This window comes from Idiomarina seosinensis (genome assembly GCF_044797955.1).
Lineage (GTDB): Bacteria > Pseudomonadota > Gammaproteobacteria > Enterobacterales > Alteromonadaceae > Idiomarina > Idiomarina seosinensis_A.
Genome location: NZ_CP085211.1, coordinates 763,513 through 780,470, shown reverse-complemented (window position 1 = coordinate 780,470; position 16,958 = coordinate 763,513). Strand labels below are relative to the sequence as shown.

The 16,958-nt window shown below is 51.7% G+C and carries 17 protein-coding genes; 3 read left to right on the top strand and 14 right to left on the bottom strand.

Annotated features, from left to right (window positions below):
• Position 1: 1 nt before the first annotated feature.
• Together LG288_RS03690 and LG288_RS03685 are read left to right on the top strand one after the other, a co-directional pair.
• On the top strand, positions 2-754 hold the full coding sequence (locus LG288_RS03690) for a YciK family oxidoreductase (protein ID WP_404402150.1): 753 nt from the start codon (positions 2-4) through the stop codon (positions 752-754).
• A gap of 24 nt (positions 755-778) precedes the next feature.
• Positions 779-1,852, top strand: a complete 1,074-nt coding sequence (locus LG288_RS03685) for a WD40/YVTN/BNR-like repeat-containing protein (RefSeq protein ID WP_404402148.1) — start codon at positions 779-781, stop codon at positions 1,850-1,852.
• On the opposite strand, the gene LG288_RS03680 is transcribed toward LG288_RS03685, so the two are convergent.
• From LG288_RS03680 to LG288_RS03625, 12 genes are all read right to left on the bottom strand, one after another.
• Positions 1,806-3,902, bottom strand: coding sequence for an aminotransferase class V-fold PLP-dependent enzyme (locus LG288_RS03680; protein ID WP_404402146.1), 2,097 nt, complete (start codon positions 3,900-3,902; stop codon positions 1,806-1,808). The two genes, LG288_RS03685 and LG288_RS03680, sit on opposite strands and share 47 nt — an antisense overlap.
• 64 nt (positions 3,903-3,966) lie before the next feature.
• Positions 3,967-4,179 (bottom strand): (Na+)-NQR maturation NqrM, encoded by a 213-nt coding sequence (nqrM, locus tag LG288_RS03675; protein WP_404402144.1) that lies wholly within the window; start codon positions 4,177-4,179, stop codon positions 3,967-3,969.
• An 11-nt stretch (positions 4,180-4,190) separates the two neighbouring features.
• Positions 4,191-5,231 carry an FAD:protein FMN transferase gene (locus LG288_RS03670; RefSeq protein WP_404402142.1) on the bottom strand — a complete coding sequence of 347 codons (1,041 nt, stop codon included), beginning with the start codon at positions 5,229-5,231 and terminating at the stop codon, positions 4,191-4,193.
• Positions 5,232-5,234: 3 nt separating this feature from the next.
• The gene (gene nqrF / locus LG288_RS03665; RefSeq protein WP_404403024.1) at positions 5,235-6,461 is read right to left on the bottom strand and encodes an NADH:ubiquinone reductase (Na(+)-transporting) subunit F; all 1,227 of its coding nucleotides are present in this window, start codon (positions 6,459-6,461) and stop codon (positions 5,235-5,237) included.
• Positions 6,462-6,506: 45 nt separating this feature from the next.
• Positions 6,507-7,115: an NADH:ubiquinone reductase (Na(+)-transporting) subunit E gene (gene nqrE / locus LG288_RS03660; protein WP_404402140.1), complete on the bottom strand. Its 609-nt coding sequence runs from the start codon at positions 7,113-7,115 to the stop codon at positions 6,507-6,509.
• Between the two features lie 5 nt (positions 7,116-7,120).
• Positions 7,121-7,753, bottom strand: a complete 633-nt coding sequence (locus LG288_RS03655) for an NADH:ubiquinone reductase (Na(+)-transporting) subunit D (RefSeq protein WP_404402138.1) — start codon at positions 7,751-7,753, stop codon at positions 7,121-7,123.
• On the bottom strand, positions 7,746-8,522 hold the full coding sequence (locus LG288_RS03650; protein ID WP_404402136.1) for a Na(+)-translocating NADH-quinone reductase subunit C: 777 nt from the start codon (positions 8,520-8,522) through the stop codon (positions 7,746-7,748). Before LG288_RS03650 ends, LG288_RS03655 begins: the two co-directional genes overlap by 8 nt.
• Complete coding sequence (locus tag LG288_RS03645) at positions 8,515-9,717, bottom strand: NADH:ubiquinone reductase (Na(+)-transporting) subunit B (RefSeq protein ID WP_404402134.1); 1,203 nt, start codon at positions 9,715-9,717, stop codon at positions 8,515-8,517. The genes LG288_RS03650 and LG288_RS03645 overlap by 8 nt, the downstream gene beginning before the upstream one ends.
• Before the next feature lie 2 nt (positions 9,718-9,719).
• Positions 9,720-11,060, bottom strand: a complete 1,341-nt coding sequence (locus LG288_RS03640) for a Na(+)-translocating NADH-quinone reductase subunit A (RefSeq protein ID WP_404402132.1) — start codon at positions 11,058-11,060, stop codon at positions 9,720-9,722.
• Between the two features lie 108 nt (positions 11,061-11,168).
• Positions 11,169-12,347 (bottom strand): enoyl-ACP reductase FabV, encoded by a 1,179-nt coding sequence (gene fabV, locus LG288_RS03635; RefSeq protein WP_404402130.1) that lies wholly within the window; start codon positions 12,345-12,347, stop codon positions 11,169-11,171.
• Positions 12,348-12,571: 224 nt separating this feature from the next.
• A complete protein-coding gene (locus LG288_RS03630) occupies positions 12,572-12,874 on the bottom strand; it encodes a BolA family protein (protein WP_404402129.1) in 303 nt (100 codons plus the stop codon).
• Positions 12,875-12,885: 11 nt separating this feature from the next.
• Entirely contained in the window at positions 12,886-13,377 is a 492-nt protein-coding gene (locus tag LG288_RS03625) for a hypothetical protein (protein WP_404402127.1), read from the bottom strand.
• A 119-nt stretch (positions 13,378-13,496) separates the two neighbouring features.
• Here LG288_RS03625 and LG288_RS03620 point away from each other — a divergent pair, with 119 nt between their 5' ends.
• Positions 13,497-14,837, top strand: a complete 1,341-nt coding sequence (locus tag LG288_RS03620) for a capsule assembly Wzi family protein (protein ID WP_404402125.1) — start codon at positions 13,497-13,499, stop codon at positions 14,835-14,837.
• On the opposite strand, the gene LG288_RS03615 is transcribed toward LG288_RS03620, so the two are convergent.
• Positions 14,815-15,339: a membrane integrity-associated transporter subunit PqiC gene (locus tag LG288_RS03615; RefSeq protein WP_404402123.1), complete on the bottom strand. Its 525-nt coding sequence runs from the start codon at positions 15,337-15,339 to the stop codon at positions 14,815-14,817. The genes LG288_RS03620 and LG288_RS03615 overlap by 23 nt on opposite strands.
• Positions 15,332-16,957 carry an intermembrane transport protein PqiB gene (gene pqiB, locus LG288_RS03610; protein ID WP_404402121.1) on the bottom strand — a complete coding sequence of 542 codons (1,626 nt, stop codon included), beginning with the start codon at positions 16,955-16,957 and terminating at the stop codon, positions 15,332-15,334. The genes LG288_RS03615 and pqiB overlap by 8 nt, the downstream gene beginning before the upstream one ends.
• Position 16,958: the final 1 nt, after the last annotated feature.

Genomic DNA, 16,958 nt, shown 5'->3' with positions numbered 1-16,958 from the left:
TATGCAAATCAAAACCGTACACGATTACCAACCCGCCGCTGACTTACTGAGCAATAAAGTGATTCTGGTTACCGGCGCCGGCGACGGCATCGGCCGCCAGGCGGCACTCAGTTTTGCTGAGCACGGCGCTACCGTTATTTTACTGGGTCGGACCGTAGCCAAGCTGGAAGCGGTTTATGATGAGATCGAACAGACCGGCGGCCCGCAGCCGGCGATTATCCCGCTGGACCTAAAGGGCGCAACTGCTCAGCATTATAAAGATATGGCCAGCACCATCGACAACCAGTTTGGTCGTTTAGACGGTGTTTTGCACAACGCCGGTATTCTGAAGATACTGTCGCCGTTTACCCACATCGAAAGCGATGACTTTAACGACTCCATGCAGATTAATGTCACCGGCCCGATGCTAATGACTCAGGCTCTGTTACCCGTGATGCAAAAAGCGCCAACTGCTTCCCTGGTATTTACTTCCTCCGGGGTCGGCCGCAAAGGGCGCGCTTACTGGGGCAGCTATGCAGTATCAAAATTTGCTACCGAAGGGCTGGCCCAGGTCATTGCCGATGAATACGAAAATACCAATGTCCGCACTAATGTGATTAATCCCGGCGCAACCCGGACCGCGATGCGGGCAAAAGCCTACCCGGCGGAAGATCCAAAACAGCTTAAAACACCGTTAGATCTGATGCCGACTTATTTGTATCTTATGGGCGATCAGAGTACAAAGGACAATAACTTGTGTTTCGATGCCCAATAGGTGTTGATGGAAAAAGGCCGTAATATGAAAATAGCTCGATATCTGCAGGGTTTACTGATTAGCGGAGTCGTTGTGCCCAGTCTTGGCGTTGCTGCGCAGACCGTAGAACCGCCTGAACTACAACAACTGGACACCATCCGTGACCAAATGTGGATTGGTGCCGCCCCGGTCAGTCGTGCGACCGTCTGGGTAGCCGGAGAAAATGGTCTGGTGGCTTACAGCCGCGACGGCGGTGAAAGCTGGGAGTACAGCCAGCCGGGTCAGGATGACCTACAGTTTCGCGATATCGAGGCAATTGATGACCGCCAGGCTTATGCCGTCAGCATTGGTGATGACGGCGAATCAAAAGTTTATTTCACCTCCGACCGCGGCGACTCATGGCGCATGCGTTACCGGGCAGACGCAGATACGTTTTTAAACTGTATGGCGACATCACCCAACGGTGAAGCCTGGATATTTGGTGATACCGTCGGTGACGAATGGCGGATTATCCGCAGCCCCAGCGGCCGCAACTGGATGAAAGCCAACAGTGCAGTGAGTGAAAAGCCACTGACCAACGAAGGCGGCTTCGCTTCAAGTGGCAGCTGTGTGCGGTTTAACAACGACACCTGGCTGGTCGGCACCGGTAACGCCGACAAAGCCCGGGTACTGCGAAAAGGTGGCTTTGGTATTCGGTTTGATGTTATCGAAACGCCGATGGTAGCGGGTCCGGGTGCCGGCATATTTGCTTTATGGCCGGTAGATGATCAGGAGTTCTATATTGCCGGCGGTAACTTAGAGCCAGAGGAAGACCAGGGTCAGCGACTGTGGCGCTACGATGGCAGTAACTTCGAAGCACTGCCGGCGCCACCGCTGGAAGGTGCTTTGTACAGCCTGAGTGTCATCGAGCACCAGGGCCGCTGGCTGTTAACCTCTAATAAATCCGGAGCGGCGGCTTACCATGAACCCAGCCAACAGTGGTTTAAATTAACCGATTCAGAAGTCTGGAACGTGCAGTGCCACGGTGACATCAGTTGCTGGCTGGTCGGTGCCGATGGCTTTGTTGCTAAACTTATGTGGAAGCCAGAGCCAGACCGCCGAGCAAATGCCGGGTTTTAGTAAAACCGTGCCGTCGCAGCGCATCAGCAACAACGCCGCTGCGGTTGCCTGAACGGCAGACACAAATCAACTCACGCTGTTTCAGCGACGGGTTATCATGAATAAACTGGATAAGCTGGGTTAGCGGCACGTTGATAACCTCAGCGCTGCCGGGCAAATCGTCCACCACATGCTCCTGATGTTCACGCACATCAATAATCACCACATCCTTACTCTGCCAGTATTGCTCGTTATCGCCAATGGCAATATCTATGGCCGTATCGCCGGACTGTACTACAGACTGGTTAAGCGAGCTGACAATACTATTGTCGGGGTCACTACCCGGGCATAATAAGGTATGTTCCGCCACGCATTCGCTCAGATCGGTTACCCCGATTTCGCTGCCAATAAAGGCGAAGTCAACCGGCAGCGGCTGCTGCGCAGCAACCGGCTCGCTGAGTAAATATACCGGCAGGCGACTACCCAGCCGAAACACCCGTCGGCTGCCTAAAGTCAGGCACCCCTGCACAGCTGCCGAGCATTCCAGAGGCGTTGCATCACAACCGGCCACTGCGCTCTGCGGCCAGCCCAGCGGATCACAGGGGCCTTCTGTTGCCGGCAACATATCACGCAGTAACGCGGCGGCATCTGCAATCGGTCCTTCGGGTTGCGTGGTCAGTACCGCCGGTACCTGATAGTGCTGGCACCGGACAATGTTTTCGATACGCCCGGCCAGTGCCGCGTGCGGGTCGACAACCAACATCTGCCCGGCCTGTTGATCAATGATCAAATAGCAGCAGTGGTCGTCATAGCGCAGCTGTACCACTCCATCCAGCAACCGGTCATTATCGTCATTGGTATCAGCGACTATTAAACAGGATTGCTGCAGCGCCTTAGCTGCCTGTTGCAGACGTTCACAGGCCAGATCGATATGCTGCCGGGTAGTAGCAGGACCAAACGACATGCGGATGGCTGACTCACTGCGCCAGTCTTCAAGTCCCATTGCATCGAGAACAAAACTGCGGGTGACCTTGGAACTACAGGCCGAGCCGGAGCTAACGCGGATATGGCAGGCATCCAGAACGTCCATAATGTCGCGTGACGCAACCCCCTGCACCGAAAAGTTTACTGTCGTCGGCACTGAGACACTAAAGTCATTATTAAAAACAACACTCGGAAAAGCCTGTTGTAACGCCTCAGCCAACTGATCCCGATAAGCGCTTAACTGCTCAGCCCCGGCAAGCACACCCTCAGGCTCCTGCAATAGCTGAAACAACGCACTTAAGGCGGCAATACCGGGTAAGTTTTCGGTGCCGGAGCGATAGCCACTTTCCTGTCCGCCGCCAATAATCAACGGCGTAAAGGGCGCCTTATCACGCACCGCCATAAAGCCAATGCCTTTAGGGCCATACAGTTTGTGGCCGCTGAATGGCGCATAATCGATACTGGTGGCATCCAGGTTCAGGGCTTTTTTACCCAGTACCTGCACACAGTCCACCATCCAGGGTATCGTCGGCGCATGCTCGCGGATGACCTGTTCAAGGGCGGCTAAATCCTGGCTGACGCCGGTTTCGTTATTCACGGCCATGGTGCAAATCATTGCCGCCTGGCCGACGTAGCGGGCGATAAACTGCTGGTCCAGCAGGCCCTGTCGGTCAACGGGTATCGCTTTTAATTCAGCGCCAAGACCCAGCAGCTGATTCCAGTGCGCTAAAGCCTGAGGTACTGCTTTGTGTTCGGTGGCACCGTAGAGCAAGTACTGCCGCGGACAGGTACGGTCAACTACAGCAGCACGTAAAGCTGACAAAACCGCTGTCTGGATACCTTCAGTGGCGCCGCTGGTAAAAATAAGCTTACTGTTGTAAGAGCCAATGGCTTGCCTGGCCAACTGTCGGGTCGTATCAAGAATATAGCGGGCTTTCAGGCCAGTCACATGGCTACTGGAGGGGTTACCGAAAATGGCTTCCATAGTATGCGAGACAGCGTGGGCAATTTGCGGTAACACGGGGGTGGTTGCGTTACAGTCCAGGTAGACTTCCTGGCTATCCGGCTGTAATTCAACTGGCTTCATGACTACCCCCAAATGGCTTAAATGCGAATCACGAGGGTAGTTATATCGTTATAACGTAACAGCGTCAATGGATTTGATTTTCTTTCCAGCGCTGTTCTTTTTGCATGCGCGCTTTGCGCTTGTCACAGGGGTCATCACAGTCGCAGGCTTTATCCATACCCAGCGCCCCAATACCACCGCAGCTGCCGGCAATACTTTTTCGCTGAACCATGTAACCAATAGCCATGATAAACACCACAACAACAAACAAAACCAGAACTAACAAAAAGGTTTGCATGAGAACTCCTGTTATTCCCGCTTTTCCAGTAAAGGTTCAAAAGCCGGGCTAACCCACTGCTGAAAGCCGTCGTCGGTTTTCAATACCAGAAATGCCGCCAGATTTTGCTGTTGTACAAACACTTTTGCCTGTTCCGTACCCATGACCAGCAATGCAGTAGCATAGGCATCAGCACTCATAGCATCATCGGCATAGACGCTGGCAGATACCAGGTTATGCTGAATCGGCTCTCCGGTTAGCGGATTAATAATATGTGAATAACGACGTCCGTTCTCCTGATAAAAATTACGGTAATCGCCTGAAGTCGCTAATGCGCCTTCATTCATTGAGACAATTTGCTGAACGGTTCGTTCCGTAGAAACCGGTTTCTCCACCGCTACCCGCCAGGGCTGCCCATCAGGCTTGCCACCGCGTGTGCGGATTTCGCCACCAATCTCAATCAGGTATTGGTTGATGTCCAGATCATCCAGTAAAAACGCCACCCTATCAACGCCATAGCCTTTGGCAATGGTCGATAAGTCGACATACAGTTGCGGATGTTGCTTTATCAGCTGGTGATTCTCAATACTCAGCTTTTTATAACCAACGTATTCGCTCACCTGATCCAGTTGCTCTGCAGAAGGCACTTGCTCTGGCTTAGCCATAGGGCCAAAACCCCATAAGTTAACCAGCGGCCCAACGGTGATATCCAGTTGCCCGTCCGTTTGCTGGCCTATCTCCAGCGCACGGCTTACTACTCGTTCCAGCGCCCGGCTAATGACCACCGGCTGCCGTGAACGATGTTGATTAAAGCGCGACAATTCTGACTCTGGATCATAAGTCGACATCTGCGCATTAACCTGAGCCAACACCACATCAACCTTCTTGCGGATTTCACGTTCAGTATGGCGCGGATCCTTAGTAAACAAGGTCACACTGTAGGTGGTACCCATGGTATTGCCGCTAAACTGAATACTCTGTGGAGCATCAGAGCATGACACCAAAAAGGCTAGCCCCAGAAGGACTAGCCAGTATTTGGTCACGGCCATTGGATTAATTGCCGTCAGCCTCATTAATTACCCACCAAAGTCATCCAGCATGATGTTTTCTTCTTCAACACCCAGATCTTTCAGCAAGTTAATACAGGCGGCATTCATCACCGGTGGACCACACATGTAATATTCACAGTCTTCCGGCGCGTCATGGTCTTTCAGGTAACGCTCGTAAAGAACATTGTGAATAAATCCGGTATCACCTTCCCAGTTATCTTCAGGTTGTGGATCGGATAAGGCTACATGCCAGTCAAAGTTATCGTTTTCTTCTGCCAGCATGTCGAAATCTTCAACATAGAACATTTCGCGCACTGACCGGGCACCGTACCAGAAGCTGATCTTACGATCGGTATTCAGGCGACGCAGCTGATCGAAAATGTGTGAACGCATGGGCGCCATACCGGCACCACCGCCGATAAAGACCATTTCAGCTTCGGTTTCTTTAGCAAAGAACTCACCAAAAGGTCCCGAGATGGTGACTTTATCGCCAGCCTTCAGACTGAAGATGTACGACGACATTTTACCAGCCGGCAGACTCAGGTCGTTCGGCGGCGGCGTCGCGCAGCGAACGTTTAGCATAATAATACCCTTTTCTTCCGGGTAGTTAGCCATTGAGTAAGCACGAATGACTTCTTCGTCCACTTTTGATTCCACATCAAGAAAACCAAAGCGTTCCCAGTCGCCGCGGTATTCTGGTGCAATATCAAAGTCTTTGTATTTAACGTGATGCGGTGGCGCCTCAATTTGAATATAACCACCGGCACGGAACGGCACGTCTTCGCCTTCGGGTAACTGCACCACAAATTCTTTGATAAAGGTGGCTACGTTATCGTTTGACTTAACCGTACAATCCCATTTACGAATACCGAAAACTTCTTCCGGCAGTTCAATTTTCATATCTTGCTTTACGTTGACCTGACAAGACAAACGAACCCCTTCGCGGGCTTCACGCTTAGTCACATGGTCCAGCTCGGTGGGCAGAATATCACCCCCGCCTTCTTTGATGGTGACCCGGCACTGGCCACAAGAACCACCACCACCACAGGCTGACGATACAAAAATGCCTGCGTTAGCCAATGCACCTAAAAGCTTAGTACCCGGCTGTGTAACGATTTTTTTATCATCGTCGTCATTTACCAGGATTTCTACATCGCCCTGAGGTACTAATTTTGATTTAGCAAACATAATGATCGCTACCAAAATCAGTACGATAACGGTAAACATACCGACACCGAGCGCAATCAGAGTAATATCCATCGATTCGACCCTTTAACTTTTACTGATTTAACACACTGGTTAAAGAGATACGCCGGAAAACGACATAAAGCCCAAACCAATAAGACCTACCGACATAAAGGTTGCACCTAAGCCGCGCAAACCATCGGGTATATCAGCGTATTTAAGTTTTTCCCGTACCGCTGCCAGGGCAACAATAGCCAGACACCAGCCAACACCACTACCGATACCGTAAACCACTGACTCGCCAAAGTTGTAATCACGCTCAACCATGAAGGCAACACCACCAAAGATGGCGCAGTTAACGGTGATTAGTGGCAAGAAGATGCCCAGCGCGTTGTATAAAGCCGGTACATATTTATCCAGTGTCATTTCCAGGATCTGTACGAGCGCAGCAATCACCCCGATAAAGGTCAGAAAGCGCAGGAAGCTTAAGTCAGCATCCGGAAAACCAGCCCAGTCCAGGGCGCCGGGTGCCAGGATATTGTGATAAATCAAGTTGTTAACCGGTACAGAAATACCCAGTACAACGATAACCGCAACTCCCAGGCCAAATGATGTCTTAACCTTTTTAGAAACCGCCAAAAAGGTACACATCCCTAAGAAGAACGACAGTGCCAGGTTTTCAATGAAAACCGCCCGGACGAACAGATTAATGTATTGTTCCATATCGATTACTCCTTAGGCTCGACTTGCTCGGGACGGAAGGTACGCAGCACCCAGATAAAACCGCCGATAATGAAGAACGCGCTGGGTGGCATTAGCAATAAGCCGACCGGCTGGAACCAGCCGCCTTCAGATGCCAACGACAGGATCTGCACGTCAAACAGGCTACCTGAACCGAACAGTTCGCGGATAAAGCCAACCACCAGCAGTACAATAGAGTAACCCAGACCATTACCGATACCGTCCAGCAGTGACATGAAGGGTGTGCTCTTCATGGCGTAAGCCTCGGCACGTCCCATAACGATACAGTTGGTTATGATCAAGCCGACAAATACCGATAGTTCTCGCGATATCTCATAAGCATAGGCCCGCAATACCTGGTCCACGACAATAACCAGACTGGCGATGATGGTCATCTGTACGATGATCCGCACACTCGAAGGAATGTGATTACGAATGATCGAGATAAAAAAGTTAGATGCTGCAACAACGGCTGTTAGTGCGATACACATAACCAGCGTGTTGCTCATCTTAGAGGTTACCGCCAAAGCAGAGCAGACACCGAGGATCTGCAAAGCAATGGGGTTGTTTGCGAAGATCGGTCCGAACAGTACGGACTTCATTTCTTTTGCACTAGCCATTGGTCAGCTCTCCTTTGCGAAGTTTTGCAAGCAAGGGTCCATACGCTTTATCGCTCATCCAGAAGTCGATCAACGCATCAACACCATTACTGGTTAATGTTGCACCCGATAACGCATCCACCTGATGCTCGTTATTGGCACCGCCTTTAACCACGTCAAACTTCACATTACCATCGTCACCGAACAGCTCTTTACCTTTCCAGGAAGCAATCCAGCCAGGATTGGTGATTTCACCACCGAGCCCCGGTGTTTCAGAATGTTCGTAAAAATTAATACCGCGTACCGTTTTCAGGTCATCTTCCAGCGAAATTAACCCGTACATGGTACCCCACAGGCCCTGGCCACGAACGTGCAAAACTGCACCATCGCGGTTACCATTTTCATCCATGACCAAATAGACTTCAGTCATGTTTTCCATGGTGCCCAGGCCGGCAATATCAGTGGACTTGTCCAGTTTTGTACTGGTTTCCGGGTCGTTGGCCGCTTTGCGGTTATCAAATTCAGCCGGATTTTTGTCCCGCATCACTTGATAGTCCTGCAGGCTGACAACCAGCGGTTTAATCCGCTTGTCGTAGGCCGACGGAACATCCATTCCCGGCTCTAAAATTTCAGCCGCACCCAGAATGTTGCGCTGCATTGCCAGCGCCGCATTCTTTTCCTGCATGGGCTTTAAGCCCACAGCAGCACCGGATACTACGATGGAGCAGACCAGACACAGAGCCAGCACTACGCCAACGGTTTTGCCTAAACTTTCATTTTTCTTAGACATTGCGCGCTAACCTCCGTTTTATGTTGGCCTGAGCAACAAAGTAGTCAAACAGCGGAGCGAATACGTTGGCAAACAGAATTGCCAGCATAATACCTTCCGGGAAGGCCGGGTTGATAACCCGAATCATGACCGTCATTAAACCAATCAACAGGCCGTAAGCAAATTTCCCTTTGTTGGTAAAGGACGCCGATACCGGATCCGTTGCCATAAACATCATGGCAAATGCAAAGCCACCTAATACCAGATGCCAGTACCAGGGCATGGCAAACATTGGGTTAGTGTCACTACCAATCAGGTTCAGCAGACCGGAGAACAGCACCATACCGACAAAGACACCGGAAACAATACGCCAGGAAGCAATACGGAAGTAAATTAAAGCCGCACCACCAATTAAGATCATCAGCGTGGATACTTCACCAATTGAACCCTGGATGTTACCCATAAAGGCGTTCCACCACAGTTCAGTATTGCCGTAATCCAGGTCGCCCAGAGCCGCGCGGCCCAGGTTAGTCGCCCCGGAATAGCCATCAACTGCTGTCCAGATGGCATCACCTGACATACTGGCCGGGTAAGCAAAGTAAAGGAAAGCACGGCCGGTCAATGCCGGGTTAAGGAAGTTACGCCCGGTACCACCAAAGATTTCTTTGCCGATAACAATACCGAAGGTGATACCTAATGCGACCTGCCATAGGGGCGTAGTCGGCGGTAAAATTAATGAAAACAATACCGAGGTAACAAAAAAGCCTTCGTTAACTTCGTGCTTTCGGATAGACGCAAACAGCACTTCCCAGAAGCCACCGACAATAAAAGTCACCGCGTAGATAGGCAGGTACCAGCAGGCGCCGTACCACATTTTGGTACCCCAGCCGGCATCAGCACCAAACTCGCCACCCAGCAAATGGAACAAGCCAACCTGCCAGGCATCGGACAGCTGATAACCATCAGCCAGCGCCAGTGCGGCCTGGTTACCAACGTTATACATGCCCCAGAACATCGCCGGAAAGGTCATCATCCAGACCAGGATCATAATGCGTTTTAGATCGATGCGATCACGCACATGAGTGGCTGATTTGGTCACCGTACCCGGAGTGTATAAAATGGTGGCTACGGCTTCATACAGCGCGTACCACTTTTCGTATTTGCCGCCTTCTTCAAACTGCGGCTCAATACGCTCGAGTGTATCTTTCAAGCTCATGGTTAGCCTTCTTTCTCAATCTTGGTGAGACAATCGCGCAATACCTGACCGTATTCGTACTTGCCCGGGCAGACATAGGTGCACAACGCCAAATCTTCCTCGTCCAACTCTAAGCAACCCAATTGCTGAGCTTCATCAGTGTCACCAGACAGCATATCCCGCAACAGCAATGTTGGCAGAATGTCCAGTGGCATGACGCGTTCATAGTTACCGATTGGAACCATAGAGCGGGACGAACCATTTAATGAGGTGCTCATGCTGAAGCGTTTTTTCGGATTAAAATGTCCAGCATAAGCGCGTGTCACCGAGTGCAAATCTGTACCCGGGCGGATCCAACCGAAAAATTCCTTCTTATCACCTTCAGGAATCACACTAACCTGGGTGTGGAAACGGCCCAGCCATTGATGGGCTTCATCAGCCCGGTGACCGTGCAGTACCGAGCCGGAAATAATACGGCAGTGATCACTGCTTAATTCACCATCAGTCAGCTCACTTAAGTTAGCCCCTAAGCGAGTGCGCAATACGCGTGGTTCCTTGACGCATTCACCCGCCAGCGCAACCATCCGGTCAGTAAATATCTCACCGGTAGTGAACAATTTACCAAACGCTACTACGTCCTGATAACCCAGGTACCAGGCGGGACGCTGCAGGCTGACAGGCTGTAAAAAGTGCATGTGGGTGCCAACCAGGCCTGCCGGGTGAACGCCGGTAAAAGACTCCAGCTGCACCTTGGCATCGCCGGTATCAACCTCAGCATTCTCTGCTTTGGTGACAAATACTTTACCGTCGGTCAGGTTTGTCAGCACTTTCAGGCCGTCAATAAAAGCCTGCTTGTGCTCATTAATGAACAACGTCGGGTCCATGCACAGCGGGTTGGTGTCCATCGCATTAACGAAGATGGCACTGGCCTCGGCATCAAGCTGTGGAGCCTTGCTGTAAGGGCGGGTTTTTAGTGCCGTCCACTGACCGGACTCGACCAGAATCTCCTGCACCTTATCGCGACCCAGAGAATCGAGCTTGTCGCTGCCGAAGGCTTCGAAAGTGATCTGTTCATCACCTTCGCATTCGATAACGACAGCCTGCAACACACGGCGTTCGCCGCGCGGAATGTCTTTTACGACGCCTGCTGCAGGGGCTGTGTATTTAACGCCCGGATTTTTTTTATCTTCAAAAATCACTTGACCTTTTTTGACACGATCATCAACTTTCACGTGCATGGTCGGGCGCATACCAACGTACTCTTCTCCAAGGGTAGCGACCGTTGTTACGGCCTTACCGTCGGATACTTGTTGCTGGGGCTCTCCCTTAATTGGGATGTCCAGCCCTTTTTTGATAGTAATCATATGCGTTTGCACTACTCGTTAAGGGAAAATTCGTTACAATCAGTTTTCAACAACCGAAAACCTATTCCACACTTATCAGCGCCGATTTTAACACTTTTTGCACTGCGCTTACCAGTTAACTTTTGGATTTACATCGGCATCATAGTCAACGTTTTCGTAGCCAAAACCAAATAAGTTCAGAAAGTCCTGATGGTAACCCGTGTAGTCTGCCAGCTGATGAAAGTTCTGTTGGTTAACCTGATCCCACAGCGCCTCAATTTTCGCCTGAGTCGCATCATTGGTTTCATAACCGTCCATATGCAGGCGCCCCGCTTCATCAAGGTCCGGGTTCTCTGCATACAGGCCTTCGCTGAACAAGCGGTAAATTTGCTCAATGCAGCCCTCATGAGTTCCCTCTTCTTTCATTACCTTGTAGATTAACGAAATGTACAAAGGCATTACCGGAATTGCCGAGCTGGCCTGAGTTACCAGTGCTTTGAGGGAGGATACATAGGCCTTCAGATCGATATCATCATAGCGTTGTTCCATAGCGCCGGCAGCACGATCGAGATCTTCCTTGGCACGGCCAATGGTGGCGTGGCCATAAATAGGCCAGGTCAATTTTTTACCAATGTAAGTATAAGCTGTGGTCTGGCAGTTCTGCGCCAGTAAGCCGGCATCGTGCAGCTGTTTTATCCAGCGCTCCCAGTCTTCGCCGCCCATCACCTTAATGGTGTTGGCAATATCTTCGTCAGTGGCCGGGTCCAGTGTGACTTCATGCACTTCATCGCGATCAGTATGATAGGTTTTGGTTGTGTATTGCTGGCCCACCGGCTTTAATACCGAACTGTACAGCTCGCCGGTGTCGGGGTCTTTGCGTTTTGGCGACGCCAGGCTGTAGACCACCAGGTCGATTTTGCCCATATTCGCTTTTATGTAGTCAATTGCCTGCTGCTTTACCTCATCCGAAAAGGCATCGCCGTTAATGGTATGGTATTGCAGCCCGGCCGCTTCGGCCTGTTGATGAAAAGCGGCCGTATTATACCAGCCCGCGGTGCCGGTGCGCTTTTCAGTCGGTTCTTTTTCAAAGCAAACCCCCAGGGTGTTAGCACCGCTGCCAAAAGCTGCGGTAATCCGGGACGCCAGGCCGTAACCAGTAGAGCTGCCAATAACCAATACATTTTTCGGGCCCGCTTCAATCGCCGGCTGTTGTTTAACCCAGTCGATCTGACGCTTAACTGTTTCTGCACATCCAACCGGATGTGAATTAGTACAAATAAAACCGCGAATTTTTGGTTTGATGACCATGCTGATGAATCCCTATGTTAAATTTGTTGTCATTGTAGCCGTTGCAAGCCCGGTAAGAGATCGTACCATCGGATTTTCTGCCATTAGTGCAGCAAGTTTTACCACAGAGTGCACGGAGGACACGGAGTAACCACCTAAAGGTAAAAACAAAACATGGCGATGGTGTTTATTTTTACTGAATGTTTTCTCAGTGTTCTCCGTGGCCTCTGTGGTAACGTTCTTTTTTACCCGCCGCCGAGGCAGTTGGGTGAATCCGGTGCCTGGCCCTGCTGTGTCCATTCCGCCGGCGTATACGTGTGCAACGCCAGAGCATGGATCTGCTGTAACTCATCGGCCAACACTTTATTAATCGCCCGGTGCCGCTGCAGCAACCGCTTACCGGAAAAATCATCACTGACCAGGGTCACCTTAAAATGCGACTGCGCCTGTGCACCACTGGCGTGCATGTAACTCTCGTCATCCACCTGCAAATGCTGCACAGCAAATTGTTGTGCCAGCTTTTCAGCAATCTGTTCGCGCATTGGCATATAGCCTCTCCTTACTCGTCAATTACAGCTGTATGGCAAATCTGTTTGGCAGCAGCCAGGGTAGCAACGGCAGGAAACAGTTGCTCGGCTACGTCACCCCGACTTTGTTCCGCCGGCATAACCAGGTAATAGCGTTGGGCACTGACATTGCCATCCCGTTGCCACAACAAAAACGGTTGGTCAGCAAGAATTTGCTGCAGCGCCTGTAAGCCTTCTTTACGATAAGGCGGAAACGCCGTCTGCTGGCCCGTTACGCGCCAGCCGTTCAGTTCCATTTCGGATGCCAGTAACGCCTCATTAGTGCGGTTACGGCAAAAACTCAGTTCTATAATGGCCCGGCTTAACTGCCACTGCTCGTTGGGCAGCATCTGCGTGTCCAGTGTTTGCATGCTTGTCTGCAGGCCCTGTTCGCTGTCCTGTTGCGGCGCTGAGGGTGGCTGGCAGGCTGTTAGAGTCAGCAAACTAACCAGTAATAAAAGCAAGGGTATTCGAAAAAGTCGCAAAGCACCGGCTCCCGGAGTTCATTATTAACGTATAGTGTGCAAGGATTGCAGTTTAGCGCGCAGTTCTGGCATCATAGAGCACGTTCTGCCGTTCACTCAATAATCAACAAGGAACCATTGTGCGCCAGCCGCCGTTTGCAGCACCTTTATTAGCCCTGTTACTGGCTTTGGCCAGTTTCGCCCTGCCGGCGAAGGCATCCGTTTACATCAGCAGTGACAATCTGGACTTGCGCAACAGCTTAAACCTGCTGGTTAATGCCGGGCATATTAGCATACCCTTGCAGCAATATCCCATGCCCTGGCGCTCGATTTTAATGGACCTGAATACCATCGACAGCAGTAATCTCAACAATGCTGAACAACTTGCGCTGCTGCATGTCCGGCATTACCTGCGAAATGCTCAAAGTGGCCCGCAGACCTGGGTTCAGGCGCAGGTTAACACTGACCCTCCACGACTTAGTCGGTTTGGCCGCAGTGTTCACGAACAGGGTAAGATAAGTGTAGCCCGGCACATTAAGGGCGAGCGTTTTGCTGCGCGGCTGCAACTTAACCAGCGCTGGCAACCCCTGGAAGATGACAACGAGCAAACCCTGGATGGCAGCTATCTGGCTTACAACCTGGGCGATTTCAGTGTCAGTCTGGATGCTTTACCACTGTGGTGGGGACCTGCTCAGCACAGCAGTTTGTTAATGTCCAACAACGCCCGGCCGCTGAATAAATTGCGCCTGGATTACAGTTCCAACTGGCCTGCCGCCGGATTTAACCCGTTGCATCTGAGCGCCTTTATTGGCTATAACGAAACAAAACTGCAGGACATATCCGTCAGCCGCGAGATGCTTGGCTTACGCGCTGCACTGCAAGTTAACGGCGGCATCGACGCCGGTCTCAGCGTTGTTCACCAGGCTTCCGCCGACGAGCAGGGTAACCACATACCTGACAATACGATGCTCAGCCTGGATTTGCGTAAAGGCTGGCAATGGCAACAGCAGCAATTTGCGCTGTACGCCGAGCTGGGCTTTGACGGGCAGCTGGAAGATGGAGAAAACCCGGCCTTCACGGTTGGCGGCGAGTGGCATTTTAATGCCGTCCTTTGGGGCGAACAGCCCACCCGTCATACCCTGGCTGCCGAATACACCGATACCGAAAGCACTAATTTTTATCAGCGCTCGGCGCGGCTGGGTGAACAACCTTTTTATCAGCATTACCGGCAAAATATAGGCTCCGGTTTTGCCCCCGACAGCCGCACACTGTCGTTAAGTTATCGTATGTTTCAGGCCGACGGCAGCGGCTGGACTGTGCAGCTGGGGCGCTCCACCCGACTGTCCGGTGACGATCAGTCACAGGCACTTTTACAACGCACCCAACCACTATGGGGTGGTTTGCTGGAAGTCGGCTTTGACTATCAGGACAGCAGCGCTGACGAACTGGGTGCGCGGCTTAATTGGCAGTGGCGTTTTTAATCGTCGTCAGGCTTTCCAGCCAGGCGCTATTGAGCGCTTCCACCAGTGCATCGTAACCATCGCCGGCCAGCGGCTGGCGATGGTAAAAAGAGTCGCTCTGCAGCTGCCCGTTAACGCGGTAGTCCCAATGTCCGCTGACCACGCCATGGCCCTGATTGTCACCGTAAAAATCCATTACCCGGATAGTCAGCTCGCCGGCACACCCCTTGTCGGTTAACAAGCGCTGGGCAGATTGCTGCAGCTGCTGCTCCAGTGAACCACTCCAGCGGTGATAGCGGGCGGCGTGTATACGGGTATTACTGCGCTGTAATAACAGCCCGTTACTAAGCATTAAATCATTAACCACAACCCGCCGCTGGCTGGCCGGACAAAACTCAGTAACCGACTGATTAAGTAGCGGTAAGCGATAATCGCGGGGTTGTTCTGTTGCCGGTGCACTGCAGCCACTTAACAAAGCAACAGTGAGCAGGCTGGCAGTAACAAATACGGGCTTTTTAATCATTGGCTTTAGGCTCCGGATCCGGCATTTTCTCTGGTGCAAAAATCAAGGCATTGGGTTGCTCTTTCAGCTGCTGCACAAAGGGTTTTAAATCTCTCGACAGCTGCTCAATATTTTGTAATGTGCGATGCAACTGGCGCCGTGTCTGCGATTCGCCATCAACACTGTGTAACACCTGCTGTAACTGCTGCAGACTTTGCTGCAACTGCTGCGGCATTTCCTGCAGCCCGGGCTGAGCCAGTAGCTCATTCAGCGAACTGGCTACCTGCTGCAAATTATCGGCACTTTGTTCGGTGGCCTGCATGGCTTTGCTAAAGTCCGCCAGTGACTGCTCCAGCGGCAGTTGATTGAATTTATCCAGCAGCCGGTTAAGTTTTTCTTCCAGCCGGCTGAAGTCGCTGACCATTGACGGCATTACCTGGTAACCGGCAAATTGCCGACCCTGGTACGCCTGCCCGGTATCCGTATAAAAGCGCATATCGACATACAGGGTGTTGGTTAATAAATTGGATGCTCTGATGTTAGCCCGCAGGCCCTCGTCAAACATCTCGCTTAACCGTTGCTGCCAGTGCTCTATCTCGGTATTGGCTACCAGCCCCTGCAGGCGTTCCGGCTCAAACCGGACTAAAATGGGAATTTCTTTTAGCGGCACCTGATCTTCCCGCGTTGGCTGCCAGCGTAACGGTACGTCCAGCACCGTGCCAACCCGCACCCCTTTAAACTGTAACGGCGCACCTTCGGTCAGACCACCAATCGACTCATCCAATAAAATGACGTAATCAATACCATTAACAAAACCCTGTTGGCGGGCGTCTTCTTCACTGGCAAACAGCTCAAATTCGCGTGACTGGCTGACGGGCTCGCCGTCGGGCTGCCCGTCGGGTACCGCAAAGCGGATACCAGCGCCAAGCAATGACTCAAACGAACCCAGCGAAACATCCAGGCCATCCGAGTTCCAGTTAACGGAAAGGCCGCTGTGTAACCAGAAGCGTGTATTTTCAGTTACGAGCTGGTCGTAAGGCTCCTTAATAAAGACCTGATACTGCATACGCCGTTCAGCAATCGAAAATGACACTTGTTCTACCTGCCCTACAGTAACCCCGCGATACTGCACATTATCACCAACCACTACCGAAAAATTCACGTCACTGCTAAGGGTGATGCGCTGTCCGGGGGTCTGCTGGGGCGTAACCGGCGGCTCTGCTAACGCTTCAAAGCGGGTCTTCGTTTGCTCGGAATGGCCCGGCTGCAGGCGCAGGTACGAACCCGATAGTAACGTCGATAAACCACTGACGCCCTGCCGGCCGATGCGCGGCTTAACCACCCAGAACTTACTGTCTGCTGCCAGCATCCGCCGGGTATTTTCATTCATGGCAATAGTCAGCACCGCAGCACTGATATCGTCGGTCAAACTGATATTGGTCACCGTACCCACGTCAACATTACGCACCCGTACCGGGGTTTTACCCGCTTCCAGCCCTTCGGCGTCACTAATTAACACCTCAATCTGCGGGCCGGTGCCGGCGCTTTCCTGCCAGACCATCCATAAAGCAACAGCCAATGCCAGAATCGGTATCAGCCAAATGGGAGAGAGCAGATTTTTCATTGCCGTTCGGCTCATA

Excerpts from the sequence above, each read along its gene's own strand:
- LG288_RS03690 (WP_404402150.1), top strand. The coding sequence starts at position 2 with ATGCAAATCAAAACCGTACACGATTACCAACCCGCCGCTGACTTACTG.
- LG288_RS03685 (WP_404402148.1), top strand. The coding sequence starts at position 779 with ATGAAAATAGCTCGATATCTGCAGGGTTTACTGATTAGCGGAGTCGTT.
- LG288_RS03680 (WP_404402146.1), bottom strand. The coding sequence starts at position 3,902 with ATGAAGCCAGTTGAATTACAGCCGGATAGCCAGGAAGTCTACCTGGAC.
- nqrM (WP_404402144.1), bottom strand. The coding sequence starts at position 4,179 with ATGCAAACCTTTTTGTTAGTTCTGGTTTTGTTTGTTGTTGTGGTGTTT.
- LG288_RS03670 (WP_404402142.1), bottom strand. The coding sequence starts at position 5,231 with ATGAGGCTGACGGCAATTAATCCAATGGCCGTGACCAAATACTGGCTA.
- nqrE (WP_404402140.1), bottom strand. The coding sequence starts at position 7,115 with ATGGAACAATACATTAATCTGTTCGTCCGGGCGGTTTTCATTGAAAAC.
- LG288_RS03655 (WP_404402138.1), bottom strand. The coding sequence starts at position 7,753 with ATGGCTAGTGCAAAAGAAATGAAGTCCGTACTGTTCGGACCGATCTTC.
- LG288_RS03650 (WP_404402136.1), bottom strand. The coding sequence starts at position 8,522 with ATGTCTAAGAAAAATGAAAGTTTAGGCAAAACCGTTGGCGTAGTGCTG.
- LG288_RS03645 (WP_404402134.1), bottom strand. The coding sequence starts at position 9,717 with ATGAGCTTGAAAGATACACTCGAGCGTATTGAGCCGCAGTTTGAAGAA.
- LG288_RS03640 (WP_404402132.1), bottom strand. The coding sequence starts at position 11,060 with ATGATTACTATCAAAAAAGGGCTGGACATCCCAATTAAGGGAGAGCCC.
- fabV (WP_404402130.1), bottom strand. The coding sequence starts at position 12,347 with ATGGTCATCAAACCAAAAATTCGCGGTTTTATTTGTACTAATTCACAT.
- LG288_RS03630 (WP_404402129.1), bottom strand. The coding sequence starts at position 12,874 with ATGCCAATGCGCGAACAGATTGCTGAAAAGCTGGCACAACAATTTGCT.
- LG288_RS03615 (WP_404402123.1), bottom strand. The coding sequence starts at position 15,339 with ATGATTAAAAAGCCCGTATTTGTTACTGCCAGCCTGCTCACTGTTGCT.
- pqiB (WP_404402121.1), bottom strand. The coding sequence starts at position 16,957 with ATGAGCCGAACGGCAATGAAAAATCTGCTCTCTCCCATTTGGCTGATA.